Annotated in this window: 24 protein-coding genes, 2 rRNA genes and 1 pseudogene; 17 read left to right on the top strand and 10 right to left on the bottom strand. The window is 71.8% G+C overall.

The genetic code is table 11. From position 1 onward, the window contains the following. Together NDW01_RS09160 and rrf are read left to right on the top strand one after the other, a co-directional pair. Positions 1-233: ribosomal RNA gene (locus NDW01_RS09160) — 23S ribosomal RNA — on the top strand; the annotation flags it as partial. 83 nt (positions 234-316) lie between these two features. Continuing rightward, positions 317-433 (top strand): 5S ribosomal RNA (gene rrf / locus NDW01_RS09155). Positions 434-610: 177 nt separating this feature from the next. Here the strand turns inward: rrf and NDW01_RS09150 are convergent. From NDW01_RS09150 to NDW01_RS09140, 3 genes are all read right to left on the bottom strand, one after another. Beyond that, entirely contained in the window at positions 611-1573 is a 963-nt protein-coding gene (locus tag NDW01_RS09150) for an NAD(P)H-dependent flavin oxidoreductase (protein ID WP_252818729.1), read from the bottom strand. Between the two features lie 283 nt (positions 1574-1856). Continuing rightward, positions 1857-2204 (bottom strand): hypothetical protein, encoded by a 348-nt coding sequence (locus NDW01_RS09145; protein WP_252818727.1) that lies wholly within the window; start codon positions 2202-2204, stop codon positions 1857-1859. Between the two features lie 143 nt (positions 2205-2347). Beyond that, positions 2348-2668, bottom strand: a complete 321-nt coding sequence (locus NDW01_RS09140; protein WP_252818725.1) for a DUF1330 domain-containing protein — start codon at positions 2666-2668, stop codon at positions 2348-2350. 320 nt (positions 2669-2988) lie between these two features. Here NDW01_RS09140 and NDW01_RS09135 point away from each other — a divergent pair, with 320 nt between their 5' ends. The 6 genes from NDW01_RS09135 to NDW01_RS09110 all read left to right on the top strand — a co-directional run bounded on the left by NDW01_RS09135 (position 2989) and on the right by NDW01_RS09110 (position 9161). Next, a complete protein-coding gene (locus NDW01_RS09135) occupies positions 2989-3756 on the top strand; it encodes an LppU/SCO3897 family protein (protein ID WP_252818723.1) in 768 nt (255 codons plus the stop codon). Between the two features lie 153 nt (positions 3757-3909). Then, a complete protein-coding gene (locus NDW01_RS09130; RefSeq protein WP_252818721.1) occupies positions 3910-4392 on the top strand; it encodes a YbjN domain-containing protein in 483 nt (160 codons plus the stop codon). A 274-nt stretch (positions 4393-4666) separates the two neighbouring features. After that, positions 4667-7306 (top strand): MFS transporter, encoded by a 2640-nt coding sequence (locus tag NDW01_RS09125; protein ID WP_252818719.1) that lies wholly within the window; start codon positions 4667-4669, stop codon positions 7304-7306. 144 nt (positions 7307-7450) lie between these two features. Then, complete coding sequence (locus NDW01_RS09120) at positions 7451-7972, top strand: MarR family winged helix-turn-helix transcriptional regulator (RefSeq protein WP_252818717.1); 522 nt, start codon at positions 7451-7453, stop codon at positions 7970-7972. Between the two features lie 51 nt (positions 7973-8023). Continuing rightward, positions 8024-8449 (top strand): hypothetical protein, encoded by a 426-nt coding sequence (locus NDW01_RS09115; RefSeq protein ID WP_252818715.1) that lies wholly within the window; start codon positions 8024-8026, stop codon positions 8447-8449. Positions 8450-8546: 97 nt separating this feature from the next. Then, a complete protein-coding gene (locus NDW01_RS09110; RefSeq protein ID WP_252818713.1) occupies positions 8547-9161 on the top strand; it encodes a DUF1349 domain-containing protein in 615 nt (204 codons plus the stop codon). 131 nt (positions 9162-9292) lie between these two features. Here the strand turns inward: NDW01_RS09110 and NDW01_RS09105 are convergent. Both NDW01_RS09105 and NDW01_RS09100 read right to left on the bottom strand, forming a co-directional pair. Then, positions 9293-9934, bottom strand: a pseudogene (locus NDW01_RS09105) (MBL fold metallo-hydrolase); the annotation flags it as partial. A 63-nt stretch (positions 9935-9997) separates the two neighbouring features. Further along, a complete protein-coding gene (locus tag NDW01_RS09100) occupies positions 9998-10693 on the bottom strand; it encodes a hypothetical protein (protein WP_252818709.1) in 696 nt (231 codons plus the stop codon). 196 nt (positions 10694-10889) lie between these two features. On the opposite strand from NDW01_RS09100, the gene NDW01_RS09095 reads away from it, so the two are divergent. Next, complete coding sequence (locus NDW01_RS09095; protein WP_252818707.1) at positions 10890-12326, top strand: alpha,alpha-trehalose-phosphate synthase (UDP-forming); 1437 nt, start codon at positions 10890-10892, stop codon at positions 12324-12326. Between the two features lie 64 nt (positions 12327-12390). Here NDW01_RS09095 and NDW01_RS09090 read toward each other — a convergent pair whose 3' ends face one another. After that, positions 12391-14892 (bottom strand): DEAD/DEAH box helicase, encoded by a 2502-nt coding sequence (locus NDW01_RS09090; protein ID WP_252818705.1) that lies wholly within the window; start codon positions 14890-14892, stop codon positions 12391-12393. A gap of 129 nt (positions 14893-15021) precedes the next feature. Here NDW01_RS09090 and NDW01_RS09085 point away from each other — a divergent pair, with 129 nt between their 5' ends. From NDW01_RS09085 to NDW01_RS09070, 4 genes are all read left to right on the top strand, one after another. Then, complete coding sequence (locus tag NDW01_RS09085; RefSeq protein ID WP_252818769.1) at positions 15022-15891, top strand: SPFH domain-containing protein; 870 nt, start codon at positions 15022-15024, stop codon at positions 15889-15891. Next, entirely contained in the window at positions 15888-16094 is a 207-nt protein-coding gene (locus NDW01_RS09080) for a hypothetical protein (protein ID WP_252818703.1), read from the top strand. The genes NDW01_RS09085 and NDW01_RS09080 overlap by 4 nt, the downstream gene beginning before the upstream one ends. Continuing rightward, the gene (locus NDW01_RS09075) at positions 16094-16711 is read left to right on the top strand and encodes a GOLPH3/VPS74 family protein (protein WP_252818701.1); all 618 of its coding nucleotides are present in this window, start codon (positions 16094-16096) and stop codon (positions 16709-16711) included. The genes NDW01_RS09080 and NDW01_RS09075 overlap by 1 nt, the downstream gene beginning before the upstream one ends. A gap of 268 nt (positions 16712-16979) precedes the next feature. Beyond that, positions 16980-17972 (top strand): C40 family peptidase, encoded by a 993-nt coding sequence (locus NDW01_RS09070; protein WP_252818699.1) that lies wholly within the window; start codon positions 16980-16982, stop codon positions 17970-17972. A gap of 14 nt (positions 17973-17986) precedes the next feature. Here NDW01_RS09070 and NDW01_RS09065 read toward each other — a convergent pair whose 3' ends face one another. Next, positions 17987-18475 (bottom strand): GbsR/MarR family transcriptional regulator, encoded by a 489-nt coding sequence (locus tag NDW01_RS09065; protein ID WP_252818697.1) that lies wholly within the window; start codon positions 18473-18475, stop codon positions 17987-17989. Positions 18476-18561: 86 nt separating this feature from the next. On the opposite strand from NDW01_RS09065, the gene NDW01_RS09060 reads away from it, so the two are divergent. Further along, on the top strand, positions 18562-19467 hold the full coding sequence (locus NDW01_RS09060) for an ABC transporter ATP-binding protein (RefSeq protein WP_252818695.1): 906 nt from the start codon (positions 18562-18564) through the stop codon (positions 19465-19467). Further along, positions 19464-21056, top strand: coding sequence for an ABC transporter permease (locus NDW01_RS09055; protein WP_252818693.1), 1593 nt, complete (start codon positions 19464-19466; stop codon positions 21054-21056). Before NDW01_RS09060 ends, NDW01_RS09055 begins: the two co-directional genes overlap by 4 nt. 32 nt (positions 21057-21088) lie before the next feature. Here the strand turns inward: NDW01_RS09055 and NDW01_RS09050 are convergent, their stop codons facing one another. Together NDW01_RS09050 and NDW01_RS09045 are read right to left on the bottom strand one after the other, a co-directional pair. Further along, positions 21089-21799, bottom strand: a complete 711-nt coding sequence (locus tag NDW01_RS09050) for a Mut7-C ubiquitin/RNAse domain-containing protein (protein WP_252818691.1) — start codon at positions 21797-21799, stop codon at positions 21089-21091. An 8-nt stretch (positions 21800-21807) separates the two neighbouring features. Continuing rightward, the gene (locus tag NDW01_RS09045) at positions 21808-22938 is read right to left on the bottom strand and encodes an NAD(P)/FAD-dependent oxidoreductase (RefSeq protein ID WP_252818689.1); all 1131 of its coding nucleotides are present in this window, start codon (positions 22936-22938) and stop codon (positions 21808-21810) included. Between the two features lie 155 nt (positions 22939-23093). On the opposite strand from NDW01_RS09045, the gene NDW01_RS09040 reads away from it, so the two are divergent. Beyond that, a complete protein-coding gene (locus NDW01_RS09040; RefSeq protein WP_252818687.1) occupies positions 23094-23864 on the top strand; it encodes a dioxygenase family protein in 771 nt (256 codons plus the stop codon). Here NDW01_RS09040 and NDW01_RS09035 read toward each other — a convergent pair. Next, positions 23861-25213 (bottom strand): FAD-binding oxidoreductase, encoded by a 1353-nt coding sequence (locus tag NDW01_RS09035; RefSeq protein WP_252818686.1) that lies wholly within the window; start codon positions 25211-25213, stop codon positions 23861-23863. The genes NDW01_RS09040 and NDW01_RS09035 overlap by 4 nt on opposite strands. 63 nt (positions 25214-25276) lie before the next feature. On the opposite strand from NDW01_RS09035, the gene NDW01_RS09030 reads away from it, so the two are divergent. Then, positions 25277-26269 (top strand): helix-turn-helix transcriptional regulator, encoded by a 993-nt coding sequence (locus NDW01_RS09030; protein ID WP_252818685.1) that lies wholly within the window; start codon positions 25277-25279, stop codon positions 26267-26269. The last annotated feature ends 167 nt before the right edge of the window (positions 26270-26436 follow it).

Genomic DNA, 26436 nt, shown 5'->3' with positions numbered 1-26436 from the left:
GGACGGACGAACCTCTGGTGTGCCAGTTGTACCGCCAGGTGCATGGCTGGTTGGCTACGTTCGGTCGGGATAACCGCTGAAAGCATCTAAGCGGGAAGCCTTCCTCCAGATGAGGTCTCCCAACCCTGGTGGTTGTAAGGCCCCCAGCTAGACGACTGGGTTGATAGGCCGGAGATGGAAGCACCGTGAGGTGTGGAGTTGACCGGTACTAATAGGCCGAGTGGCTTGACACACACTCTGTTTTGTTCGCGTTCACTATGCGGTTCCCGGGACACGGCCGGGAACATCGACCCCGAGACCGGTCTCATTTGGTCGTTTCGGTGGTTATGGCGAAGGGGAAACACCCGGTCCCATTCCGAACCCGGTAGTTAAGCCCTTCAGCGCCGATGGTACTGCACTGGAGACGGTGTGGGAGAGTAGGACGCCGCCGGACACTTACATAGATCAGGAAAGCCCGCCAGGCTGACGCCGGCGGGCTTTCCTGCGTTCACCGGCCATTTTTCATCCCAACGGAGCCGACCTATCGCGTTCCGCAGCCATCGACCCCGCCGAGACGCTGACCACGTGCGAGGACCCCGCCATGGCGGTCCGCTCACTGGGCAAGAGCGCTTCAGCGCCTACCGGCTCGGGACAATGCCTCCTCAGCCTGAGCGGCGAGGGCACCGACGAGGTCGGTCGCGGATGGCAGATCGTCGATGAGGTCGATGGCCTCGCCGGCCCATACCGGCAGTGCGGGTAGATCGCCGCGCGTAACGCCGTCCTGGTAAGCCTGTCTGGCCCGCGGATCGGCCGCGAGCTCCGCCTCCCTGCCGCGCCATCGGTCGAGGTACGGGTGGTTGAGGGTCCGAGCGGTGTACTTCGCGGGCCACCGCGAGCCTCGAGCGATGTCCAGCACTCTGCTGCGCTCGGTGTCCTCCCCGCGGCCTTCGATGATCGCCTTGGTGATCGACGGGTCGACGAGGGACTCGGCCGTGGCCTGGAAGCGGGTGCCGATGAGGGCTCCGGCCGCACCCAGCGCCAGGGCCGCGGCCACACCGCGCCCGTCGGCGACGCCTCCGGCCGCCAGCACCGGCACCGGTGCCGCCAGGTCGACCACGATGGGCACGAACGGCAGCGTCGATCGTCCGCGCCGGGCGCCATGTCCACCACCCTCGGTGCCCTGGGCCACGATGACGTCGGCGCCCAGGTCCACCGCCTGACGGGCCTCTTCCAGATCGGTGACCTGGAGGATCAGTGCCGCACCTGACGCGCGGACGTGCTCGGTCAAGGGACTCGGGTCGCCGAAGGACAGCATCACCGCACTGGGGCCCCACTCCAGCACCCGCTCGACCGCGCCGACATCGATCGCCCAGGTCAGGAACCCGACCCCCCACGGCTTCTCGGTGCCCTTCGCGACGATCGGCAACTCGTGAGCCAGCCAGTCCCGGTCCCCGTTGCCGGCGCCCAGCAGCCCCAGGCCTCCGCCGTTGGAGACCGCCGCGGTAAGCGCACCGCCGGCCGACCCGCCCATCGGCGCCAGCGCGATCGGGTGCTCCGTCCCGAACATCTCCGTGAACGCCGTCGACAATGCCATGCCCGTCATCATCCCGCTCGCCGCCGTACGGGGAGGCCTGGACGGACCGACCGGCGGCTCGTGGCATCGTCCATCCCGGCGCCGACCGGGCGCCCGACGTCAGACGTGCGGGGTGACCTGGGACAGGTCACGCTCATTCTTCGGTCCGGCGTACCTCGGTGTACGGAGAGATACCCGCACGGACCCGAGCGAACGTGGGCAAGTCGCCAAGGCTCGACAAGGGAGAACGCGCCGGTGCGCGATTCCGCACCGGCGCGTTCGTCCCGTCAGGATCTCGACGCGATCAGCCGCAGGCCTGCTTGAGCTCCTTGCCAGAGTTGACGAGGTTCGAAGTGTCGGGCATCTGCGGGTTTCCGCTCGCGGTCTGCCTCATCTGCCCCGCGAGCTGCTCCATCGCGGAGGCCGCGTGGTCCGCCGCCTTCTGAACCTTGCCGTCACCGGAGTCCTTGCCCTGCCGGCGCATCTTGGCGGCGGCGTTGGCGTACGTCTGTGCCAGCGCGTTCGGGTCGTTGATCTGCGTCATGCCCGTACGCGTCGTCTCCTGGATGGTGCTCTGCAGCTTGTCGCACGCGGCCTTCTTGTTCCCGCTGCCGCACGCGGCGGCCGAGAGCGCCAGTGTGGTCGTCAGCACGAGTGCTCCTGCGAGGCGAAGGGGGGTCTGCGTCACTGGGGAGGATCCTCCATGGTCGTCGGTGGGCCGCCCGAGGCGTTCCGGACCCCTCTTCGACAGCCTCGGGGCGGCCGTGGTTCCCGCAACCTCGCTGAAGATCGATGTCAGGCCAGGACGTCGGTGGCGCGGTGGTCGTCGCCCGCGCCGTCGATGAGCAGGATGGCGCCGCGCGAGTTCTCGGCGCGCAGCGGGATGATCTCGCGATAGGCGGGCGAGTCGTACCAGGCCCGCGCGCTGTCCAGGTCGGGGAACTCGATGAGGATCAGGTCGCCCGACCAGTCGCCCTCCCGCACGTCGGGCCGGGCGCCGTGGATCAGGAACCGGCCGCCGTACGGCTCCAGCGTCGCGTCGATCCGCTCGAGGTACTCGACGATCGCCGGGCCCGCGGCGACATCGTGCAGGTGTCCGACGGCGTATCCGGCCATGATTCTCCTCCTTCATCGTGGACCGCGGCCAGGTCCGCCGCGGACGATTCAAAGGATGGCGCGCGGGAGGTACGGAGGGCGATTACGCATGAGGTAATGCCAGACCGTCCCCGCACGCCTCCGGGCCATCGGCGCGCGCCGGCGGGTGGAGGTCGCGCGCGGGGGCCAGGGGCGTGTGCGCGACGATGTGATCGTGTGCGGACCGATCATGGGACAATTCGGTCGGTCTCGGCGTGAGGCGCTCGGCGAGCGCGGCCGGGACGGTCATCTCGGGAGGGCTCGCGGTCAGCGGTCTCCCGGCGCCCCGACCAGGAGGAACGATGTCCGAGCCGTACGGCCAGCCGCCCTCGCCCAACTGGCAGCCGTCCCCGGTGCCGCCCGGGACGCCCGGGCCGGGGCCCGCACCGTACGGGACGCAGCCTCCTCCTCCCGGCGCGCCCGGCCCCGGCGCGCCCGGCCCCGGCCCCGGCATGGCGGGCCCGGCCGGCCCGCAGGCCCCGTACGGCCAGCCCGGTGCTCAGGCCCCCTACGGTGGTCAGCCCGGAGCGCAGGCCCCGTACGCCCAACCTGGCGCCCAGGCGCCGTACGGGCAGCCTGGTGGGCAGGCTCCCTACGGGCAGGCCGGTGGGCAGGCCCCGTACCCGCCGGCCGGGCCGTACCCGTCCAGCCCCTACGGGGCGCCTACGCCGTTCGGGCCGCCCGGAGGGCCGGACGCGGCCAGGCGCCGGAAGCGCGCGCTGATCGTCCTGCCGCTCGCTCTGGTCGTGCTGATCGGGATCATCGTGGCCGGCCGGCTCTCGTCGCACAGTGAGGACGCGGCCGTCGGGGACTGCGTCCACCGGGTGACGAGCGGGGCGACCCAGAGCAAGGACGACAGCATCACGATCGTGAAGTGCACGGACCCGGCGGCCACCTACAAGGTCGTCGGCAAGGTCGATCACGTCTCGAAGATCAGCCTGAACATCCGGGAGAACCTTCCCAGCGACGGCAAGGGCATCTGCGGCCAGTTCCCCTCGGCGACCGTCCGTTTCTGGAAGGGCACCAGCAAGGACGGCTACGTGCTCTGCCTCGCGCCGAACCAGCACTGAGCAGAGTCGGCATAACGGTCCTCGGCGGGGTGGCGGCGCGATGGCGGCCCCGCCGGGTGGTCGTGGGCTCCGCCACACAAAGTTCCGGTAACGCGTCCTGAAAGGCGTTGGTGCGGCACAATCTGACTACTGTCCGCGAGAAGGGAGTCACGCATGGAAGCCGAACCTCCGAGTACCCCGTCCTCCAGCGGTTCCCACCCGTGTGTGGTCAGGCCCGACATCGAGCTGCTGGAAGAGGTGCTGGACCGGCTGGAGGTCAGCTCGTTCCGGGACACCCGCGGCCGTCTGGGCACGCGCTGGCCGTGCTTCAGCCTCTTCTTCACCATCCACGACGAGGACGAGGTCTTCTCGGCCCGTACGATCTATGACCACTACTTCAGCGTCGAGGACAAGCCGGCGCTCTGCGCGGCCCTCGACGAGTGGAACCGCGACACCACCGGGCTGAAGGGCTACACCGCCACCGATGACGACGGCAGTGTGGTCATCGTCACCGAGGCGATGATGCGCGTCGACGGCGGCGTGACCCGTGAGCAGTTCGCGGCGTCGGCGACCATCTGGCTCGGTCTGGCCGGGTCCTTCCACCTCTGGCTCACGCAGCGGCTGTCCCTCGTCGGGCTCGCCGGCGAGCCCCTCTGACCGACCCCGGTCGTCGCGCGTTCCGGCCACCCGCTCCCTCGATCGATGGGTTCAGGGGGATTCGTCTCGGCAATAGGTTGCTTAGGGCAACCAAGTGGGGTTATAGTTGCTTCAGGCAAGCAACTGCCCCCGCCTCCTCTCCCGGTCACTCTCGTACCCCCGCGTCGGACCGGCCAGGGCGAGGCCCCCCACTCTCTTCCGCGCGGACCCGATCGCGCGGTCACCGAACGAACGACCCCCACCCCTGTACGGGAAGGGGAGCGAAGGGAACTTGATGACAACCGCAGCACCGGCCGAGGCGCGGGCGCCCGGCCACGGAGCGGACGCCCCGATGTCGCATCGGCAGATCATGGAAGCGCTGTCCGGCCTGTTGCTCGGCCTGTTCGTCGCGATCCTGTCCTCGACCGTCGTGTCGAACGCGCTCCCGACGATCACCGCCGACCTGCACGCGAGCCAGACCGCCTACACCTGGGTGATCACCGCGACCCTGCTCGCGACCACGATCTCCACCCCGATCTGGGGCAAGCTCGCGGACCTGATGAGCAAGAAGCTCCTCATCCAGCTGGGCCTGCTCGTGTACGTCGCCGGGTCGGCGATCGCCGGCCTCTCGCAGAACCCCGGAATGCTCATCACCGCCCGGGTGGTACAAGGTCTCGGCGCCGGCGGTCTGACCGCCCTGGCCCAGACGATCATGGCGGTGATGATCGCGCCGCGTGAGCGCGGTCGCTACTCCGGCTACATGGGCGCGGTCTTCGCGCTGGCCACGATCGGCGGCCCGCTGATCGGTGGCGTCATCGTCGACACGTCCTGGCTCGGCTGGCGCTGGTGCTTCTACGTCGGCGTGCCGTTCGCGGTCATCGCCCTGATCGTCCTGCAGAAGACCCTGCACCTGCCGGACCGGAAGCGGCAGGTCAAGGTCGACTGGCTCGGCGCCACGCTGCTGACCGCCTCCGTGTCCCTGCTGCTGATCTGGGTCTCCTTCGCCGGCACCAAGTACGACTGGCTGTCCTGGCAGACCGCCGTCATGGTCATCGGCGCCCTGGTCATTGCCGCGATCTTCGTGTTCGCGGAGAGCAAGGCCGCCGAGCCGATCCTGCCGTTGCCGCTGTTCCGCAACCCGACCATGAGCCTGGCGGTCGTGGCGAGCCTGTTCATCGGTGTCGCGATGTTCGGCGCGACGACCTTCCTCAGCCAGTACTTCCAGCTCGCCCGCGGTGACTCGCCGACGAAGGCGGGCCTCATGACCCTGCCGATGATCGCGGGTCTGGCCCTGGCGTCGACGATCGCCGGCCGGATCATCAGCCGCACCGGCCGGTACAAGGGCTTCATGGTCGCGGGCGGCATCCTGATGACCGCCGGGTACGGCCTCATGAGCATGCTGCGTCACGACACGGCGTACTGGGAAGTCTCGATCTTCATGTTCTTCATCGGCGTCGGCCTCGGCACGACGATGCAGAACACCGTCCTGGCCGTGCAGAACCAGGTGCGCAACGACCAGATGGGCGCGGCCAGTTCCTCCGTCTCGCTGTTCCGTACGCTCGGTGGCGCGATGGGCGTCTCCGCACTCGGCGCGCTGCTGTCCAACCGGGTCGTCCACTACACGGCGGACGGCCTGGCCCGCCTCGGCATCCACCAGGCCGCCTCCAGCGGCGGCGAGTCCATTCCCAACCTGTCCAAGCTGCCCGCCCCGGTCCGCGCGGTCGTCGAGGCGGCCTTCGGCCACGGCATCGGCAACGTGTTCCTGTTCGCCGCCCCGTGCGCGTTCGTCGCGCTGATCGCGATCCTGTTCATCAAGGAGGTGCCGCTGCGCACCTCGCGCCTCGAGGAGCAGAAGGCCGAGCCCGCCCCGGTGGCCGAGCCCGCCCTGGTGGCCCAGGCCGCCTCGGTCGCCCAGGCCGCCCCGCGCGGCCAGCACGCCCGGCGTGAGGAGTGGCAGCCGGCCGCCGCGACCGCGATGGCGGGGAACGGCAACGGCTCGTACGACGGCCGTCCCGGCGCGACGCGCCCCTTCGCCACCCAGCCCGGCGCGGCCCCGGCCGTCGCCGAGGCGGCGGCGGCGCAGTACGGCACGACCGCCTCGGCCGCGCCCGTGGCGAGCCTGATCGAGACGCCGGCCCCGCTCAACGGGAACGGGTCGCCGGCGGGCGGCGGCGTGATCCGCGGCTACATCCGCGGCTCCGACGGCAGCCCGGTGCCGCACGCGGCGATCACTCTGATCGACATCCGCGGCCGCCAGATCGGCCGCGCGACGGCGCGGACGGACGGCCGGTACGAGGTCGGCACTCCCGGCAGCGGCACGTACGTGCTGATCGCCGCGGCCGGTGACCACGACCCGCAGGCCGCCACCCTGGTGACCGGCGACCAGCCGCTCGACTACGACCTGGTCCTGTCCGGCAACGGCGGCCTCACCGGGACCGTGCGCGACACGAACGGCTCGGCCATCGCGGGCGCGATGGTCGTCGTGACCGACATCCGCGGCGAGGTCGTCGCGAACGGCCTGACCGGCGCCGACGGCGGCTACTCCTTCAACCAGGTCGTCGCCGGTACGTACACCGTCGCGGTCAGCGCCGAGGGGCACCGCCCGGCCGCGCTGCTCGCCGAGGTCGGCGGCGACGGCGTCTCGAAGGTGACCCGGCAGGACGTCGAGCTGCAGCCGGGCGTCCGCATCGCCGGCACCGTCCAGGCGCGCGGGCGCGGCCCGGTCGAGGACGCCCACGTCACCCTGCTCGACGCGGCCGGCAACGTCGTCGCCGTCACCACCACCGGCCCGGACGGCCGCTACTCCTTCGCCGACCTGACCGGCGGGCAGTACACCGTCACCGCGACCGGGTACGCGCCGGTGGCGAGTTCGGTCAGCCTGAACGGGCATGACGTGGACGAGCACGACATGTGGCTCGGCCACACCACGAGCTGACCCCGATGACCGGGCCGGCCCGCCCCGGCCCGGTCATCGTTTCGAGCTGTCACCCGGAAGGGGTCGACGAACAGCCCCGCGCTGGTGGATCCTTACCGTCGCCTCGATCATCGAGGGGGACGGCCAGGCATGAGGAAGCGAGCGATGACCGAAGCACCAGTCTCCACGGCACCGGCTCCGGCCGGCACCGGTAAGGACCAGGCGTACAACGCGCTCGAGCACGAGCTCGGCGTGCTGCTGCGCCGCGCGCGGGCGCTGTCCGCGGGGATGATGCGCGAGGTCCATCCCGATCTGGACCCCGCGGCGTACGGGCTGCTCGTGGGCCTGCGCGAGTGCGCTCCGGCCCGCCCCAGCGACCTCGCGGACTACTTCAAGGTCGGCAAGGCCACGATGAGCCGCCAGCTCAAGGTGCTGGAGGGGCTCGGCCTGATCGAGCGGCGGCCGGACCCGGACGACCGGCGCGCGCACCTGTTCGACCTCACCCCGGAAGGGCGCTGCCGGATGGACGCGGTCAGCGCCGCCCGCCAGGAGAGCTTCCACCAGCTGCTCGGGGCCTGGCCGGAGGAGGACGTCCGCGTCCTGGCCACGATGCTGGCCCGGTTCAACCGGCTCGTCGAGACCGCCACGAAGCCGCTCCGGTCGCGCACGGACACCTCCTCCTGCTGACGCCGCCGGGTAAAGGCTCATTAACCCGCCGCTGCCACTAATCTTCGGCGAATGCGGCGAATACTGATCATCTGCACCGTTGCCGGGATACTCGCGTCGGCCGGCGCCTGCGGCGGCAGCGGTGATTCGAAGAAGAACGACGCGAAGGGCTCGTCGAGCCGGCCGGCCGACGGCGCCGGGAAGACGGCCGGCGGGGACACCACCTCCAAACCCGCCGCCGGCGGGCACGCGGTCGTCCTGGAGGTGCAGGGGTCCGGAGAGCTTCCCGGCATCCTGTACAACACCACGACCAGCGGCAACGCCTCGAACGTGAAACTGCCGTGGAAGAAGACCGCCAAGGTGCCGGGCGGTCACCTGCTCGCCGTCCTCGCCAGCTCCACGTCGGGGAACCTGACCTGCAGCATCACGGTCGACGGAAAGGTCGTCACCAAGAAGACCGGCACGGTCGCCCAGTGCCGTTATCAGCTCAAGAAGTAAGCGTCAGCCGAACTCTGTACGAACCCCCGGTCGCGGCCTACCTTCTGATTTGGGATCGCTCCAAAACGCGGCGGCTCTCAGACCCGAAGGAGACGGTGTGACGCAAGCAGTCGGGCAGCTCGGCATCCCCCGCATCCCCGTGTCGTTGCGGTGGGATGGCGAGCCGGTGAGTTCCTACCGGTTGACGGACGACGGACTGGAGATCTCCGCCGGACCGGGCACGGACCTGTTCATCGATCCGCAGCGTACGGCCGTCACGTTGAACGCGCCGCACCTGCTCGCCTGCGCGGAGGGCGACTTCCTGCTCAGCGCCCGCGTCCAGGTCGGCTTCGAGTCGACGTTCGACGCGGGCGCGCTGCTCGTGTGGCTCAACGACCGCGCCTGGGCGAAGCTCGCCTTCGAGCTGTCCCCGCAGCGTGAGCCCATGGTGGTGTCCGTGGTGACGCGAGGCACGTCCGACGACTGCAACTCCTTCGTCGTCGACGGGGGTCACGTCTGGCTGCGGGTGGCGCGGGTCGGCGCGGCGTACGCCTTCCACGCCTCCACCGACGGGGTCCACTGGCGGCTCATCCGCCACTTCGCGCTGTACGCCTCGGAGACGCCGTCGTACGGCTTCTCGGCGCAGTCGCCGACGGGAGCCGGCTGCACCGCCGCCTTCGACGCGATCGCCTACGAGCCGAGGCGCCTCTCGGAGCTGCGCGACGGCTCCTGAACGGCCGTCCTCCGCCGCTCCAGCTCCACCGGGTCGTGCGCGGAGAAGACCGTGACGTCACCGGCCCGGGCCAGTTCCCGGAGCCGGTCGACGTTGTGCAGCCGCGTCGTACGGTCGGCCTGGACGAGCGTCTGGAACAGCCGCAGGCCCGGCGGGCAGCCGCCCGACTCGACCTGGTCGTGGTGGAAGTAGGCGTCGCCGGCGTGCAGGAGCCAGCCGTCGCCGGTCTCGACCGCGACGCCGACGTGGCCCCGCGTGTGCCCGGTCAGCGGGATCAGCAGCAGTCCGCCGGGCAGATCGCGTACGGCCTCGAACCCGTGCCAGCGGTCGCCGCCGGTGGTGTGCTCGACCCAGCGCGGCCGGTGCGACCACAGCACCGGCCGGTAGCGCTCGCGCTCCCAGAACGTCACCGGGCGCCGCGCGGCCTCCAGCTCGGTGGCGTGCACGTGGACCTCGGCCTCCGGGAAGTCGGTCAGGCCGGCCGTGTGGTCCAGGTCGAGGTGGGTCAGCACGATGTGGCGCACGTCGGCGGCCGTATGGCCCAGCGCCGCGATCTGGCGGACGGCGGTCTCGGTGACGTCGAGCCGCGGCCGGGTCATCGCGACGAACGGCCGGCCGAGGATGTCCTTGGGCCGGGCGACGGCCTGCGTCCCCAGGCCCGTGTCGACGAGCACGAGACCGTCGTCGGTCTCGATCAGCAGGCAGTGGCAGACCAGCCGCCCCGTCGTCCGGTCGCCGCTCTCGTTCAGGAGCCGCCCGCCGAACGGCCGCATCGTGCCGCAGTTCAAGTGATGGACGCGCACGCGGACCCTCCCTGACGTCGCCGGACCAGCGCCTCATCGTAGGCCAGCGTGATCACGCGTGACGATCCCCGAGCCCGGGGATCGCACCCCCGTGACGCGGAGGCGGTCGGCGGCGGGAACGGCGAGCGCGGCGATGAGGCCGAGGGCGATGGCGACGACGTGCTCGCGGCCCGCGAGATTCGGCAGCAGGGTGACCTCGGTGACCATCGAGGTCAGCAGGATGGTCAGCGTCCGCGGCGCGCGTCGGACGCAGCACAGGTAAGCGACGAGCGCGACGACCGCCGCCGACGGGCCGGTGTCGGAGACGTACCGGGAGATCCACGGCAGGCCGACGATCGAGCCCGGCCCGAGGTAGCACATGATCCGGCCGCTGAGCGTGCACAGGAACGTCGCGGTCAGCGCGACCGTGAGCGTACGGCGCCGGCCGACGTACGTCTCGGCGACGCCGAACACCACGAACACCTGCAGCAGCGACCCCCAGACCGGGAGGTTCGGCGCCGGCGCGTACATCGATGCGGGCAGCCGGAGCACGGCGAGGTAGAACGGGGTGGAGGGGGAGACGTCGCTGATCAGCCGGACGATGGAGGCGCCGAGGGCGGAGAAGTGCAGCGACCACAGCAGGAACACCGCCGCGGCCGAGCCGAACGCCAGCGGCAGCCGGCCGCGCCGCAGCCGTTCCAGTGGTTCGGCCGTCAGCCGACGCGCCTCCGCCACGAAACCCGTGATCACATCATGACCTCACGTAGAAGGGACCTTGACCATTACCTGAATGATCGCTCCGGAGGGCCTCCGCGTCCTCCCCCCGCAGGCTGATTTCGACTCGGCCGTGGGCGTGAGTGATCCGCGCGCAGGCCGACGATGTGACGACGGTCCCGAAATCCGGCTAGATGGGATGAATCAGTCAATTTTGGGGAGAAGGGGGAACGTGTCAGCCTCTACGAAGAGTGAGTTCGTTGTCGTCGCCAACCGCCTGCCCGTCGACCGTGTCGTCGACGAGGACGGCGAAGCGTCCTGGCGCCGAAGTCCCGGCGGCCTGGTCACCGCGATCGTCCCCGTCATGCAACGGCGCGGCGGTGCGTGGGTCGGCTGGGTCGGCGCGCCCGACGAGGACCTGGAGCCGTTCAGCACCGAGGGCATGGACCTCGTCCCCATCCGCCTGTCCGCGGAGGAGGTCGAGCGCTACTACGAGGGCTTCTCCAACGCCACTCTCTGGCCGCTGTACCACGACGTTGTCGCCACGCCGGTGTACAAGCGGACGCTGTGGGAGGCGTACGTCCGGGTCAACCGGCGGTTCGCGGAGGCGGCCGCGGAGGTTGCCGCCGAGGGCGCGATCGTCTGGATCCAGGACTACCAGCTCCAGCTGGTGCCGAAGATGCTCCGGGAGCTCCGCCCGGACCTGCGCATCGGCTTCTTCCTGCACATCCCGTTCCCGCCGATGGAGCTGTTCGTCCAGCTGCCCTGGCGCAAGCAGATCATCGAGGGCCTGCTCGGCGCGGACCTGGTCGGCTTCCAGACCGCCGACGCCGCCGCGAACTTCTCCCGGCTCTGCAAGCGCCTGGCCGGCGCGAAGACCCAACGCGGCGAGATCGTCGTCGGCGACCGGGTCGTACGGGCCGAGGCGCACCCGATCTCGGTCGACGTCAACGAGCTGATCGACCTGATCGGCCGGCCCGAGGTACGGCAGCGGGCCGCGGAGATCCGCGCGGAGCTCGGCAACCCGGGCACGATCCTGCTCGGCGTCGACCGGCTCGACTACACCAAGGGCATCCGCCAGCGGCTGCAGGCGTTCAGCGAGCTGTTCCGCGACGGGCGGCTGAAGAGCGGCGACGCGGTGTTCGTCCAGATCGCCACCCCCAGCCGCGAACGCGTCGAGGAGTACCGCCGGCTGCGCAACGACATCGAGTTGTACATCGGCCGGGCCAACGGCCTGTACTCCGAGCTCGGCTCCCCGATCATCAACTACCTGCACACGTCGTACACGCGCGACGAGCTGGCCGCCCTCTTCCTCGCCGCCGACGTGATGGTGGTGACGCCGCTGCGCGACGGCATGAACCTCGTGGCCAAGGAGTACGTCGCCTGCCGCGCCGACCTGCGCGGCAGTCTGGTGCTCAGCGAGTTCGCCGGGGCGGCGGAGGAGATGAAGCGCGCCTTCCTCGTCAACCCGTACGACATCGACGGCATGAAGCAGACGCTGCTGGACGCCATGAACGCGAGCCCGGCCGAGCAGCACCGCCGGATGCGGGCCCTGCGCAAGCGGGTCATCGAGTACGACGTGGACCGGTGGGCCCACGACTTCCTCGAGGCCCTGGAGCGCCCGCACGCGTCCGAGCGGTCGTTCGAGGAGGTCGCGCCCGCCGTCTGACCGGCGGGCGCCGCCCGGCGTCCAGCGCCTCGACAGGGCGTGGCCGGTCCGAGACGCCGTCGACCTAGAGGCGGTCGACGGCGGTGACGTGGACGACCGCGCGGCCGGCCTCGTCGGAGGCGCGCAGGTCGACCTCGGCGCTGATGCCCCAGTCGTGGTGGCCCGCCGGGTCGTCGAAGACCTGCCGCACCCGCCACAGGTCCGTCTCCCGCTCGATCTGCAGGAGCTTCGGCCCGCGCGCGTCCGGACCGGTCTGGATCTCGTCGTGCTCCTCGAAGTAGGCGTCGAGGGCGTCGGCCCACCGGTCGGCGTCCCAGCCGTCCTCCGCGTCCAGCTCGCCCAGCTCGTCGTACCTCTCCAGGGCGGCGAGCTCCACCCGGCGGAACATCGCGTTGCGGACCAGCACCCGGAACGCGCGCTCGTTCGCGGTGACGACGGTGGGCGTCTCCTCGATCCGGGTGTGCTCCTCGGCGGTCTCCGGATGCTGGAGCTGCTCCCACTCGTCCAGCAGGCTGGAGTCGACCTGGCGGACCAGCTCGCCCAGCCACTCGATCAGGTCCTGCAGGTCCTCGGTCTTCACCGAGTCGGGGACGGTCTGCTGCAGGGCCTTGTACGCGCTCGCGAGGTAGCGCAGCACGATGCCCTCGACGCGGGCCAGCTGGTAGTACGCGACGTACTCGGTGAACGTCATCGCCTGCTCGTACATGTCCCGTACGACCGACTTCGGCTGCAGCGGGTAGTCCGCGACCCACGGGTGCCCGCGCCGGTAGATCTCGTACGCGCCCTCGAGCGTCTCCTGCAGAGGCTTGGGATAGGTGACGTCCTGCAGGAGCTCCATCCGCTCCTCGTACTCGACGCCGTCCGCCTTCATCTGCGCGACGGCCTCGCCCTTCGCCTTGTTCTCCTGCGCGGCGAGGATCTGGCGCGGGTCCTCCAGGATCGACTCGATCACCGACAGCACGTCCAGCGCGTACGACGGGGAGGACGGGTCGAGCAGCTCCATCGCGGCCAGCGCGAACGTCGACAGCGGCTGGTTGAGCGCGAAGTCCTCCTGCAGGTCGACGGTGAGGCGGGCGTACCGGCCCTCCTCGTCCGGCTCCTCGAGCTGTTCGACGACGCCGCCGGCCAGCAGGCTGCGGTAGATCGCGATCGCCTGGGAGATGTGGCGGCGCTGCTTCGCGCGGTCCTCGTGGTTGTCGGTGAGCAGCTTCTTCATCGCCTGGAACGCGTTGCCCGGCCGGCCGATGACGCTGAGCAGCATCGCGTGGCTGACCTGGAACCGCGACTGCAGCGGCTCGGGGTCGGCCGCGATGAGCTTGTTGAAGACCTCCTCGTCCCAGCCGACGAAGCCGTCCGGCGCCTTCTTGCGCACGACCTTGCGGCGCTTCTTCGGGTCGTCGCCGGCCTTGGCGAGGGCCTTCTCGTTCTCCACGACGTGCTCGGGGGCCTGCGCCACGACGTACCCGACGACGTCGAACCCGGCGCGGCCCGCCCGCCCGGCGATCTGGTGGAACTCCCGCGCCCGCAGCCGCCGCACCCGGCTGCCGTCGTACTTGCTCAGCGCGGTGAACAGCACGGTGCGGATCGGGACGTTGACGCCGACGCCGAGCGTGTCGGTGCCGCAGATGACCTTGAGCAGCCCGGCCTGCGCCAGCCGCTCGACCAGCCGGCGATACTTCGGCAGCATCCCGGCGTGGTGGATGCCGATCCCGTGCCGTACGAGGCGGGACAGCGTCTGGCCGAACTTCGTCGTGAAGCGGAAGTCGCCGATCAGCTTGGCGATCTCCTCCTTCTCGGCCTTGCTGGAGACGTTGATGCTCATCAGCGCCTGCGCCCGCTCGGCCGCCGCGGCCTGGGTGAAGTGGACGACGTAGATCGGGGCCTTCTGGTCGTGCAGCAGCTCCTCGATCGTCTCGTGCAGCGGCGTGACGCGGTACTCGTACTTCAGCGGCACGGGCCGCTGCGCCGAGGTGACGACGGCCGTGGGACGGCCGGTGCGCCGGGTCAGGTCCTCCTCGAACCGTGACACGTCGCCGAGCGTGGCCGACATCAGCAGGAACTGGGCCTGCGGCAGCTCCAGCAGCGGGATCTGCCAGGCCCAGCCGCGGTCCGGCTCGGCGTAGAAGTGGAACTCGTCCATCACGACCTGGCCGATGTCGGCGTCGGCGCCCTCGCGCAGCGCGATGCTGGCCAGCACCTCGGCGGTGCAGCAGACGATGGGCGCGTCGGCGTTGACGCTCGCGTCGCCGGTCATCATGCCGACGTTCTCGCTGCCGAACATGTCGATCAGGTCGAAGAACTTCTCCGACACCAGCGCCTTGATCGGCGCGGTGTAGAAGGTGACCTTGTCCTGGGCGAGCGCGGCGAAGTGCGCACCGGCCGCGACCAGGCTCTTCCCGGAGCCGGTCGGGGTGTTCAGGATGACGTTCGCACCCGAGACGATCTCGATGAGCGCCTCCTCCTGCGCGGGGTAGAGCGTGATCCCACGCTCGGTCACCCACGTGCTGAAGGCTTCGAACACGGCGTCGGGGTCGGATCCCTTGGGCAGACGGTCGATGAGGCGCACAGGTCAATACTGCCCGTCCCCGCCAAATCACGGGACCGCGCCTTGCTTCCCGGGCTCCACGAGGCTTAAAGTGATATCACTTTGATAGTTCACGCTAAGCACGTTGGAGGAGCCGTGACCGAGGTCGAGATGCCGAGGCCCAAGGTCGGCGAGCGGACCGCCGCCGGAGTCTCGGGCTGGGCGATGCTGGGAGCGGTCATCGTGGCCCTGGCCGCCGCCGTCGCGCTGTTCTTCACCCGGCAGCCCCTACTGATCACCCTGGCGATCGTCCTCATCGTCGCCGCCGCCTTCGTCTCCGTCGGGCTCACCGCCGTGGCGCCGGGCGAGGCCCGCGTCGTGCAGCTGCTCGGCCGGTACGTCGGGACGATCCGCACGGACGGCCTGCGCTGGGTCAACCCGCTGACCACCCGGCGGAAGATCTCCACCCGGATCCGCAACCACGAGACCGAGCGGACCAAGGTCAACGACGCCGAGGGCAACCCCATCGAGATCTCCGCCGTCGTCGTCTGGCAGGTCGAGGACACCGCCAGGGCCGTGTTCGAGGTCGACGACTTCGAGGAGTTCGTCGCGATCCAGACCGAGACCGCCGTCCGCCACATCGCCGGGATCTACCCGTACGACGCGCACGGCGACGAGCGGCTCTCCCTCCGCGAGAACGCCGACGAGATCACCGCCCGGCTGTCCGAGGAGATCGCGGCGCGCGTCGAGTCGGCGGGCGTGCACGTGGTCGAGTCGCGCATCACCCGCCTGTCGTACGCGCCGGAGATCGCCCAGGCGATGCTGCGCCGCCAGCAGGCCGGGGCCGTCGTCGCCGCCCGGCAGCGGATCGTCGACGGCGCGGTCGGCATGGTCGAGAGCGCGCTGAACCAGCTCGCCGAGCACGACGTCGTCGACCTGGACGAGGAGCGCAAGGCCACCATGGTCAGCAACCTGCTCGTCGTCCTCTGCGGCGACCGCGACGCCCAGCCCGTCGTCAACACGGGGTCCCTGTACCAGTGACGGAGCGCAAGAAGGTCCTGCTGCGGCTCGACCCGGCCGTCCACGACGCCCTGGCCCGGTGGGCGGCCGACGAGCTGCGCAGCACCAACGCGCAGATCGAGTTCCTGCTGCGCCGCGCGCTCACCGACGCCGGCCGCATGCCCCGCGACGCCGGCCGCATGCGGAGACCAGGACGGCCTCCGAAGGAGGAGGAATCCGAGTGATGAACCTGCCCCGATCGCTGCCCGCACGGCTCTACCTGCTCGCCTACGACCCGGACAAGGAGCGGATGACCGCGCGCAGCCGGCTCGGCCTGGTCCTGCGCGCCGCCGCGCTGGCGGACCTCTACCTCGACCAGCGGCTGGCCGACGACGACGGCAAGGTCAAGGTCGCCGCCGCCCGGCCGACGGGCGACCCTGTCCTCGACGCCGTGCTGCGCCAGATCGCCGACGCCGGGCCGCGGTCCTGGCGGCGCTGGGTCCGCGCCGGCGAGCGCCGCATCGTCCGTGAGGTCCGCGACCAACTGGAGAAGGAACGCTGGATCAAGGTCGAGCGGCGCCGGATCCTGCCCGATCGAGTCCGCCTGCGCGAGCGCCGTGAGGTCAAGCGGTACGCGGCGGAGGTCAAGTCCGCTCTGCGGCCCGCCGCGCAGGCCGACGGCCGCACCACGGCCGCCCTCGTCCTGGCCGCCCGTGGCGAGCTGCCGACCGTGCTGAGCCGCCGCGAGCGGCGCGAGCACCGGGGTCGCATCGAGGAGTTCGCCGACCCGCTCTGGCCGATCGCCCGCGCCCTGGAGCACGACCTGCGCCGGAAGCGCGCCGTCGTGGCGAGCGGCGCCTGACCCCGGGACTCCGGTGCGCGGCAGCCGGGGTATTCCCCGGTCCGGCTCTGCCCGGGTGGCCCCGGCTTTGTCTGTGGCGTCTACTGAGGGAAGACGAATTCTCCTGTGAGTAGACACCTGCTGGCGAGCACCCTGCCCCCGGCAGCCCGATTCTTCGCTTCATGTCTGGAATGGCGGTCGCGGCAGCCGAGTATCCGGGATTCGCAGATCCAACTCGGGGGAATGAGCGCGAGCGAAGGACCAGCGACGGGAAAGCGGGGGCGCTCCTATGTCCATTCGGTATTTCGTCGGCCTTGCCGGAATGGCGGGAATCGTCGTCGGGGCCGCGGTGGTGGGCGCCGGACCGGCGGCCGCCACCGGGTCGGCGAGGTCGACGACCGGCACGGTGGCGGGGTCGACGACCGGCACGGTGGCGGGGTCGACGGTCGGCGCGGCGGGCCGTCCGGTCGCACGAGCGCTGGCCGGGTGCGACGTGCTGCAGCCGGGGGCGTCCGCGGTGGCGCAGCAGGCGGTGCGGGCGGCGTGCTCGCAGCTCGGCGTCTGGTACAGCTGGGGCGGCGGCCACGGTCCCGTTCCCGGCGCGACGTACGGCCATTATGACGGCCAGGATCCGGCCAGCAAGAACGACGGGCAACGGCTCGGATTCGACTGCTCGGGATTGGTGCGATACGCCTATTACCGGGCGACCGGCCGCGACATTCTCAATGGCACGGCCGACAATCAATTCCATACCGGGCGGGCCGTCGCGCGATTCTCTCCGGGGCAGGGCACCGGTCCGCTTCTCCCCGGCGACCTGCTGTTCTGGGGCCGCGGGTGGGTGCACCACGTCGCGATCTACCTCGGGGCCGGCCAGATGGTCGAGGCGTTCCAGTCGGGGACGCACGTCCGGATGACGCCGGTCCGCCTCGGCGGCGACTACGCCGGCGCCGTCCGGGTCGACGGCGGCGGAGGCGGCGGGGGACAGCCCGGCCAGGTGAAGTACTGGGTGAACACCTTCGCCGACGCCGTCGGCTACCGGGAGCCGAACACCGGCGACGCCCAGGGCGTGCTCAACAAGGGGAACAACTACGTCTACTGCAAGGTCTGGGGCGCGCAGGTCGGCAGTGGCGGGCAGTTCAACCACTGGTGGCTGCGCACCGACCTCGACCGGACGTATCCCGGCAAGAACGGCCGGGGCGCGTACGTCTCCGCGTACTACCTGTCCCGCTGGGGCAACGACGAGGCCCGCGACGTGAACGGCGGTCCCATCCCCAACTGCTGACCCCGAACCGCCGATCAGCCCTCTCGGGCGGCCCGCATCTCGGCCTTGCGCTTCTGCCACTCGGCGAGGAACCTCGGGAGCTCCTCGTGGATGTAGTCGAAGAACGCCAGGGTCTCGGTCAGCCGGAGGCCCGCCGGGGTGTCGGGGCCCAGCGCCTCGACACCCTCGCGGATGCTCTTCTGCCAGCGGGGGATGATCCGGTCACGGTTGAGGATCGCCTCGAACCAGATGTCGGCGTCCGAGACGTAGACGTCCCGGCGGGATCCCGGCTCGCGCTCACGCCGGATCATGTGGACCTGGGACAGGTAGCGCACCGCGCCTGAGATCGCCGCCGGGCTGACCTGGAGTGTCTCGGAGAGCTGGGCGGCGGTGAGGCGACCGGAGTCGGAGCCGAGCAACGCCGCGAAGACGCGCGCGGGCATCCGTGGCACACCCGCCTCCACCAGGTCCGAGGCGAACCGCTCGATGAACCGGCGCACGGTTTCGGGGTCCCGCTCGACCACGCGCTCCCACCCCTCTCAGTCCGTAATCAGCTTATCGGAGCTTCACTATGTTCACGATTTTGTGAAACTAGTGTACGTTCAGAACTATGACAGACGCGATCTCCGTGTCCGGCCTGGTGAAGACCTTCGGCCGGACGCGTGCGCTGGACGGCCTGGACCTGACCGTCCGCCCCGGCGAGGTCCACGGCTTCCTGGGCCCGAACGGCTCGGGCAAGTCCACGACCATTCGCATCCTCCTCGGCCTGCTGCGGGCCGACGCGGGCACGGCGCGGCTGCTGGGCGGCGACCCGTGGCGCGACGTCACCACGCTGCACCGCCGGCTCGCGTACGTCCCCGGCGACGTCGTCCTCTGGCCGAACCTCACCGGCGGCGAGGTCATCGACCTGCTCGGCCGGCTGCGCGGCGGACACGACCCCGACCGCAAGGCCGAGCTGCTGGAGCGGTTCGAGCTGGACCCGAAGAAGAAGGGCCGGGCGTACTCCAAGGGCAACCGGCAGAAGGTCGCCCTCGTCGCGGCGTTCGCCTCGGACGTCGAGCTGCTCATCCTCGACGAGCCGACCTCCGGCCTCGACCCGCTCATGGAGGAGGTCTTCCAGCGCTGCGTCGAGGAGGAGCGCGAGCGCGGCCGTACGGTGCTGCTGTCCAGCCACATCCTGTCCGAGGTCGAGGCGCTCTGCGACCGGGTGAGCATCATCCGCCGGGGCCGCACCGTCGAGAGCGGCACGCTCGCCGAGCTCCGGCACCTGACCCGCACGTCGATCACGGCCGAGCTGGCGAGCCCGCCCGACGGGCTGACGACCCTGCCCGGCGTCCACGACCCCGACGTCCAGGGCACCCGCGTACGGCTCGAGGTCGACACCGACCGGCTCGACGAGGTGCTGCGGCACCTGACCCGGGCGGGCGTCCGCAGCCTCACGAGCACCCCGCCGACCCTGGAGCAGCTCTTCCTCCGCCACTACGAGGACGAGGCACCCGCGGGGATGACCCGATGAGGAGTCTCGCCGGCACCGGGCGGCTGCTGGCGCTCGGGCTGCGGCGCAGCCGGATCATGCTCGTCGTCTGGGTCTACGCCCTCGTCGCGTACGCGGCGAGCACGGCGTACGGCTTCAAGACGCTGTACGACACGCCCGCGTCGCTGCGCGACTTCGTCGCCGGCATCAACGGCAACGGCGCGGCGGTCGCCATGTACGGCCGGATCCACGTCGCCGGGTCGATCGGCGGGATCACCGCCTGGCGGATGGCCGCGACCGGCGGCCTGCTCGTCGGGGTGATGAGCGTCCTGCTCGTCATCCGGCACACGCGCGGCGACGAGGAGGCGGGCCGTCTGGAGCTGGTCGGCGCGGGCGTCGTCGGCCGCCGCGCGCCGCTGACCGCGGGCCTGCTCGTCGGGGTCGTCGCCAACGTCGCGCTCGCGGTCGTGACCGCCCTCGCACTGATCATCATCGGCCTGCCGGCGGCGGGGGCGTTCGCGACCGGGCTGGCCTGGACGATCCCCGGCCTGTGCTTCACGGCCGTCGCGGGCGTCGCGGCGCAGGTCGCCGAGACGGCCCAGGCAGCGCGGACCATCGCGCTCGCCGCCGTCGGTGTCGCCTACCTGCTGCGCGCGGTCGGGGACGCCGGCCGCGTCGCGTGGCTGCCCTGGGTGACGCCGATCGGCTGGGCGGAACAGGTACGGGCGTTCGGCGCGGAACGCTGGTGGGTCGTCGCACTCGGGCCGGTCGCCGCCCTGGTCCTGGGGGTCGCGGCGTACGCGCTGGTGGAGCGCAGGGACCTGGGGGCGGGCCTGCTCGCGGCGCGGACCGGCCCGGCCGGCGCCACGCCGTACCTGGGCGGCCCGCTCGGCCTCGCCTGGCGGCTGCAGCGCGGCGCGCTCCTGGCGTGGCTGGCCGGGTTCGCCGTGTACGGGGCGGCGGTCGGCGGCATCCTCAAGGGCATCGGAGATCTGGTCAAGGACAGCTCCAGCATGCGGGACATCCTCGCCAGGATGGGCGGGCGGCAGGACCTGGAGGACTCCTACGCCGCGGCGATGATGGGCATCATCGGCATGATCGCCGCCGCGTACGCCGTCCAGGTGGTGCTGCGGATGCGGGCCGAGGAGACCGCGCAGCGGCTCGAACCGCTCCTGGCCGCGCCGGTCCGCCGGGTGCGGTGGTCGATCGGCCACCTGCTGTTCGCGGTGGCCGGGCCGGTGCTGCTGCTCGCGGTCGCCGGGCTGACGGCGGGGCTGGCCGACGGCCTGCGGGTCCACGACCTCGGCGGACAGGTGCCCCGGCTGCTCGGGGCGGCGCTGGTGCAGGCGCCCGCCGCGTGGGTGGCGGCCGCGATCGCGATGCTGCTGTTCGGCGCGGCGCCCCGGCTGGCGCCGGCCGCCTGGGGCGTGCTCGGCGTCTTCCTGCTCCTCGGCCAGCTCGGTCCGGTCCTGCGGCTGAGCCAGGTGGTCATGGACCTGTCGCCGTTCACGCACGTTCCCAAGCTGCCGGGCGGTGAGGCGTCGGCGACACCGCTCCTCGCGCTCGCCGCCGTCACGGCCGCGATCACCGCCGCGGGTCTCACCGGCCTCCGGCGCCGCGACATCGGCTGATCACAGGATCACCGGTTCCCGGGATCACGGGGTCACGAGGAGCTGAGAGCGGCGTCCACGATCGCCTGCAACCGGCGGTGGTGGGCGCCCTTCCAGTAGAGCCGGCCGCACGCCTCGCACCGCGCGTACCCGTCGTAGTTGCGCCGGGTGCCGGGCTGCAGCAGGTGCTCGATCGTCTCCTTGGCGACCGGCGCCAGCACGCCGTTGCAGGCGGTGCAGCGGGTCCACGGCGCGAGCGGCGGCGCGAACCGGTCCAGCACGTCGAGGAACTGCTCCTCCGGCCGGGTGCCGCGCACGTACGCGCCGAACCACAGCCTCCGGCGGCGGAGCAGGCCGCGGTCCTGCGTCAGCAGGACCCGCTCCTCGCGGTTGGCCAGCTCGACCAGGACGTCGTCGTCGATGTCGTTGTGATAGTCGGTGTCGACCCCGACGAGCCGCAGTCGCCGGGCGAGCTTGCCGAGGTGGACGTCGAGCGTGAAGCGCGGCGGCCCGGCCGGCAGGCGCTGCGGGCGGTGTACGGCGTCCACCCGGACGACGTCGCCGTCCTCCGGGCGGTACGAGGCGGGCACCGGCCGGCCGGCGACGAGCAGGGCGCCGACCTCGGGCAGCGGGACGCCGACGGACTCGACCATGTGCCCGAGGGAGGAGGTCCCGTCGAGCGGGGCGAGCAGCGCACCGCCGCGGGCGGCGGGCGCGAGGAAGAAGCGGAGTTCGGCGGCGAACTCCAGACGGGCGTGCCCCATAGGTGCAGCTATCCCCGGTCCTGGGCCGGGCATTCGGTCTCGGGCGCGGCGGCGGGCGCCGGCACCGCGAACCGCGCCGGGCGGAACGGCCGCAGCAGCGCCGACTCCTTGCCGTACACCTCCCCGGCCACCAGGTCGCCGAGGAGCGGCGCGAGCGTGATCCCGCTGTGCGTCACGACGGTGTAGACGCGCGCGGCGGAGTCGGTGAACCCCGCGACGGTACGGCGGTCGGCGGGCATGGCGCGCTGTCCGACGCGGGTCTGCTCGACCCGTACGCCCTCGGTCGCGGACAGGACCTCGGGCAGCCGGGCGATCATCTCGGCGCCGACGTCGTCCGGCGGCCGGGTCTCGGGGTCGGCGGCCTCGTCCAGGTCGAGCGCCTGGAGCAGCAGGCGGCCGCCGCCGTCGGGACGGACGTTCAGACGGTCGCTCGTGAGCACGCGTCCCAGCCGGGCGGGGACGGGCGTGGTCGTGACGAGGAAGCCGTTCGTGACCGCCCCGGACACGCGCGGGTCGAGCACGGGGACGTCGACGAGCCCGCCCGTCCACCGGCCGACGCAGCAGACCAGGACGTCGGCGGCGCGGACCCCGCCGTCGGCGAGCGTGACGCTCACCCCGCCACGGCCCGAGGTGATCTCCCGGACGGCCGCGCCGGTCTCGACGCGGGCGCCGCGGTCGCGCGCCTCGCCGAGGAGGCGGGCGAGGAGCACGGCCGGGATCACGTGGCCCTCCTCGGGGAAGAGGACGTAGTCCGTGGCGTCGGGCTGGGCGGCCAGGTCGGGTTCGAGTTCGGCGGCGCGGCGGGCGGTGATCCGTTCGACCGCGTACCCGCGGTCCCGTAGCCGCTCGACGCGGGCGCTGAGCTCCAGGCGGCGCGTCTCGCCGTTCGCCCACTCCAGGTGCCCGGTGGGGACGAAGCCGTCGCCGCCGAGCGCGTGGTAGGCGTGCACGGCCGTGTGGTTGAGCGTGAAGTAGTCCTCGGGGTCCTTGGCGTTCGCGTTGACCCAGGCGAAGGACGTGCCGGTGGTGCCGGCGCCGGGGAAGCGCTGGTCGAGGACGGTCACCCACGCGCCACGGCGGGTCAGCCCGGCGGCGACGGCGGCGCCGATGACGCCGGCACCGATCACCAAGACTCGCACGCGGGATCCCTCCGTCGCTGGTGACGCGTTCGCTCACCGCGACGGTAGCGAAGTCGGCCTCTCAGGTCAGGGAGCGGCTCCGTCCCTGTCGGGTTCTTCACCATCACTTGGACAAGGTATTTGAGAGTTCAACTAAATCGCGTAGTCTCGTAGGCATGTCCGAACGGATGCCGGTGATCTACCTCAGCCACGGCGCACCCCCACTGGCCGACGACGCGATCTGGCCCGGCCAGATCGCCGCCTGGTCGGCCGCCCTGCCCCGCCCGAAGGCGGTCCTCGTCGTGTCGGCGCACTGGGAGTCCGCGCCGCTCGCCATCGGCGCCACCCGCCCGGTGCCGCTGACCTACGACTTCTGGGGCTTCCCCGAGCACTACTACCAGGTGACCTATCCCGCGCCGGGCGCGCCGGAGCTCGCCGACAAGGTCCGCAAGCTCGTCGGCGGCCCGGTCCACGACGACCCCGAGCGCGGCCTGGACCACGGCGCGTACGTCCCGCTCGTGGAGATGTACCCCGACGCCGACGTCCCGGTCCTGCAGGTCTCCATGCCGACCCTGGATCCGGAGCGCCTCCTCGACCTCGGCCGCCGCCTCGCGCCGCTCCGCGACGAGGGCGTCCTGATCGTCGGGAGCGGCTTCTTCACCCACAACCTGCGCGGCCTCACGAGGGACCCCGATCCCGCGAGCGCGCCCGGCTGGTCGAAGGAGTTCGACGCCTGGGGACGGGAGACGCTCGCCGCGGGCGACCTCGACGCGCTGCTCGACTTCGAGCACCGGGCCCCGGCCGGGCGGCTCGCCCACCCGCGTACGGAGCACTTCGCGCCGCTGTTCGTCGCGCTCGGCGCCGGCGAGGCCGAGCTGGACACCCAGCGCAGCGTCATCGACGGCTTCTGGCTCGGCATGGCCAAGCGCTCGATCCAGCTCGGCTAGACGTCGAAGACGCCGTCCGGGTCGCAAGCGGCCCTGAGCCCGGCCAGCCGCCGGTGGGTCTCCGGGCCGAACGCCGCAGCCGACTCGTCCTCCTCCGGCGGCCCGTAACCGAAGTTCAGGGAACGGCCCAGCGCGTCGGCGGCGAACGGCGCGAGGAGCTCCTCGTGCAGGGCGCGCACCTTGTCCTCCTCGCCCGGTTCGACGGGGGACAGGACGTTCAGCAGGTAGGCGGCCTCCCGGTGCCCGACGGCGTTCGGGATCTCCGGCAGCCGCGCCAGCGCGCCGCCGAGGTGCCGGAGCCCGATGACGCACATCACCGGCGCCGCCGGACCGGCCGAGGCGATCAGCGCGGCGAGCGCCCCCGGGTCGAGCGCGCGCAGCAGGTGGTTCCGTGACCGGTACGCGTGCGGCCGGTCCGGCTCGGCGAAGATCGTGCCGCCCTCGGTGTAGGGCAGTTCGCGCAGCGAGTCGCGCAGGCGCGGGCCGAGGGCGCGCAGCGGCTCGACCAGCTCCCGCCCCTCCGCCTCGCCGCCCAGGTGGGCGACCTGGACGTGCGCGACGTGCCGGCCGCGCAGCTCCTCGGGCACCATCGGCAGGTCCGGGTAGGACAGCACCGTCATACCCGACGTCAGCTCCTCCGGCACCGTCGCCGTCCACCGCCGCCAGGTCTCCGGCGCGTCCGGCGTCTCCGCGACGTCGAAGTACAGGCCGCCGCCGAACATCCGGGTGATCGGCAGTAGCCCGATCTCCATCCCGGTGACCACCCCGAAGCCGCGGCCGCCGCCGCGCAGCGCCCAGAACAGGTCCGGCTCGGAGGCCGCCGTGACCGTACGGAGCCGCCCGTCCGCGGTGACCAGGTCGATCCGGCGCACGTGGTCGGCGGCGAAGCCGTGGCGGCGCGCCACCAGGCCGATGCCGCCGCCGAGCGTGTAGGAGACCGCCCCGACACCGGGAAAGCTTCCGGACAGCGGGGCCAGACCGTACGGGGCGGCCGCCTCGACCACGTCACGCCAGGCCGTCCCGGCCCCCACCCACGCCGTACGGGACTCCGGGTCCACCCGGACCTCGGACATGCGGCGGGTGGTGATCAGCACGCCGTCCCGCAGCGCCCGGCCCAGCCCGTGCCCGGTGGCCTGGACCGCGACGCGCAGCCCGTGCGCCGCGGCGTACTCGACCGCGGCCCGTACGTCCTCCGCCGCGGCCGCTCCCACGATCACCGCGGGCCGGTGCGGGTCCAGCCGCTGGAACCCGAGGCGTTCGCCGTCGTAGCCGTCGGTCCCGGGCAGGTGGACCGGTCCGCGCGTCCGGGCCCGCAGCCGGTCGAGGCCGTCCCTCGTCGTCTCGCTCATGCCCGCCACCGTAGGGGGACTTCCGGACACATCCTGTCCGGAAGGGATGCGAACCTGGTATCCGTGACCGAGACGCCCCGCAAGGACCTGCCCGGCCGGCTGCTGCGCCTGCTGTCGCTGCTGCAGAGCAGGCGAGAATGGTCCGGAGCCGAACTGGCCGAACGCCTGGGCGTCACCGACCGCACGCTGCGCCGCGACGTCAGCCGGCTGCGCGCGCTCGACTACCCGGTGGAGGGCGTCACCGGTACGGCCGGCGGCTACCGGCTCGTCTCCGGCCGCAACCTCCCGCCGCTGCTGCTGGACGACGACGAGGCGATCGCCGTCGCGCTCGGTCTGGTGACGGCCGCGGACGGCAGCGTGGCCGGGATCGAGGACAGCTCCGCGCGGGCGCTCGCCAAGCTCGAACAGGTGCTGCCCGCCCGGCTGCGGCCCCGCCTGGCCGCGCTGAGCGACGCCGCCGTCGCCGTGCGGCACGGCGACGTGCCACGCGTCGCCCCTGACGTCCTCGCCGTGATCGCGGCGTGCCGCCGCGACCGCCGGCTGCTGTCCTTCGACTACCGGAACCGCGCGGACGAGGCCGGCGCCCGCCGGGTCGAGCCGCACCACCTGGTCACCCTGCGCGGACGGTGGTACCTGATCGCGTGGGACACCGGCCGGGCGGACTGGCGTACGTTCCGCGCCGACCGGATCGAACACCCGACGCCCGCGCACGCCCGGTTCGAACCGCGCGAGCTGCCGGTGCCGGACCCCGCCGCCTACCTCACCCGCGTCCTCGCGGGCGCGTCCTACCGGTACACCGCGCGGATGACGGTCCGGCTGCCCGCCGGCGCCGTACGGGCGGGCCTGTTCGCCGCGATCCGCGGCGAGATCGAGGACCGCGGGGCCGAGGGGTGCGCGATCCGTCTCAGCGCGGACTCCGCCCACCTGGTCGTGCAGTACATCGCCGCGATCGCGGCCCTCGGCGCCGCGTTCACGCTCGACGCGCCGCCGGAGATCTCCGACCGGGTGCGGGAACTCGGGCGCAGGCTGACCCGGCCGCCGACGTCCTTCTCCTGAACCGAGAGACCGGGCATTGACACGCCGTCGCCGGCCCGCCCGGGACGGCCTGTCAGGGCGGGCCGTTTCGGCGCGTACGGCCGTTCGTCGCCCGAGCGATAGAAAAAATCTATAGGCACCGTGTTTGGCGACATATTACCTATTAGTGATGGTGCGCGCCGATTACC

The sequence above is a fragment of the Actinoallomurus soli genome, assembly GCF_024055715.1.
Classification (GTDB): domain Bacteria; phylum Actinomycetota; class Actinomycetes; order Streptosporangiales; family Streptosporangiaceae; genus Actinoallomurus; species Actinoallomurus soli.
The sequence above is the reverse complement of the archived record's forward strand: the minus strand, read 5'-3'. Positions and strand labels throughout refer to the sequence as shown.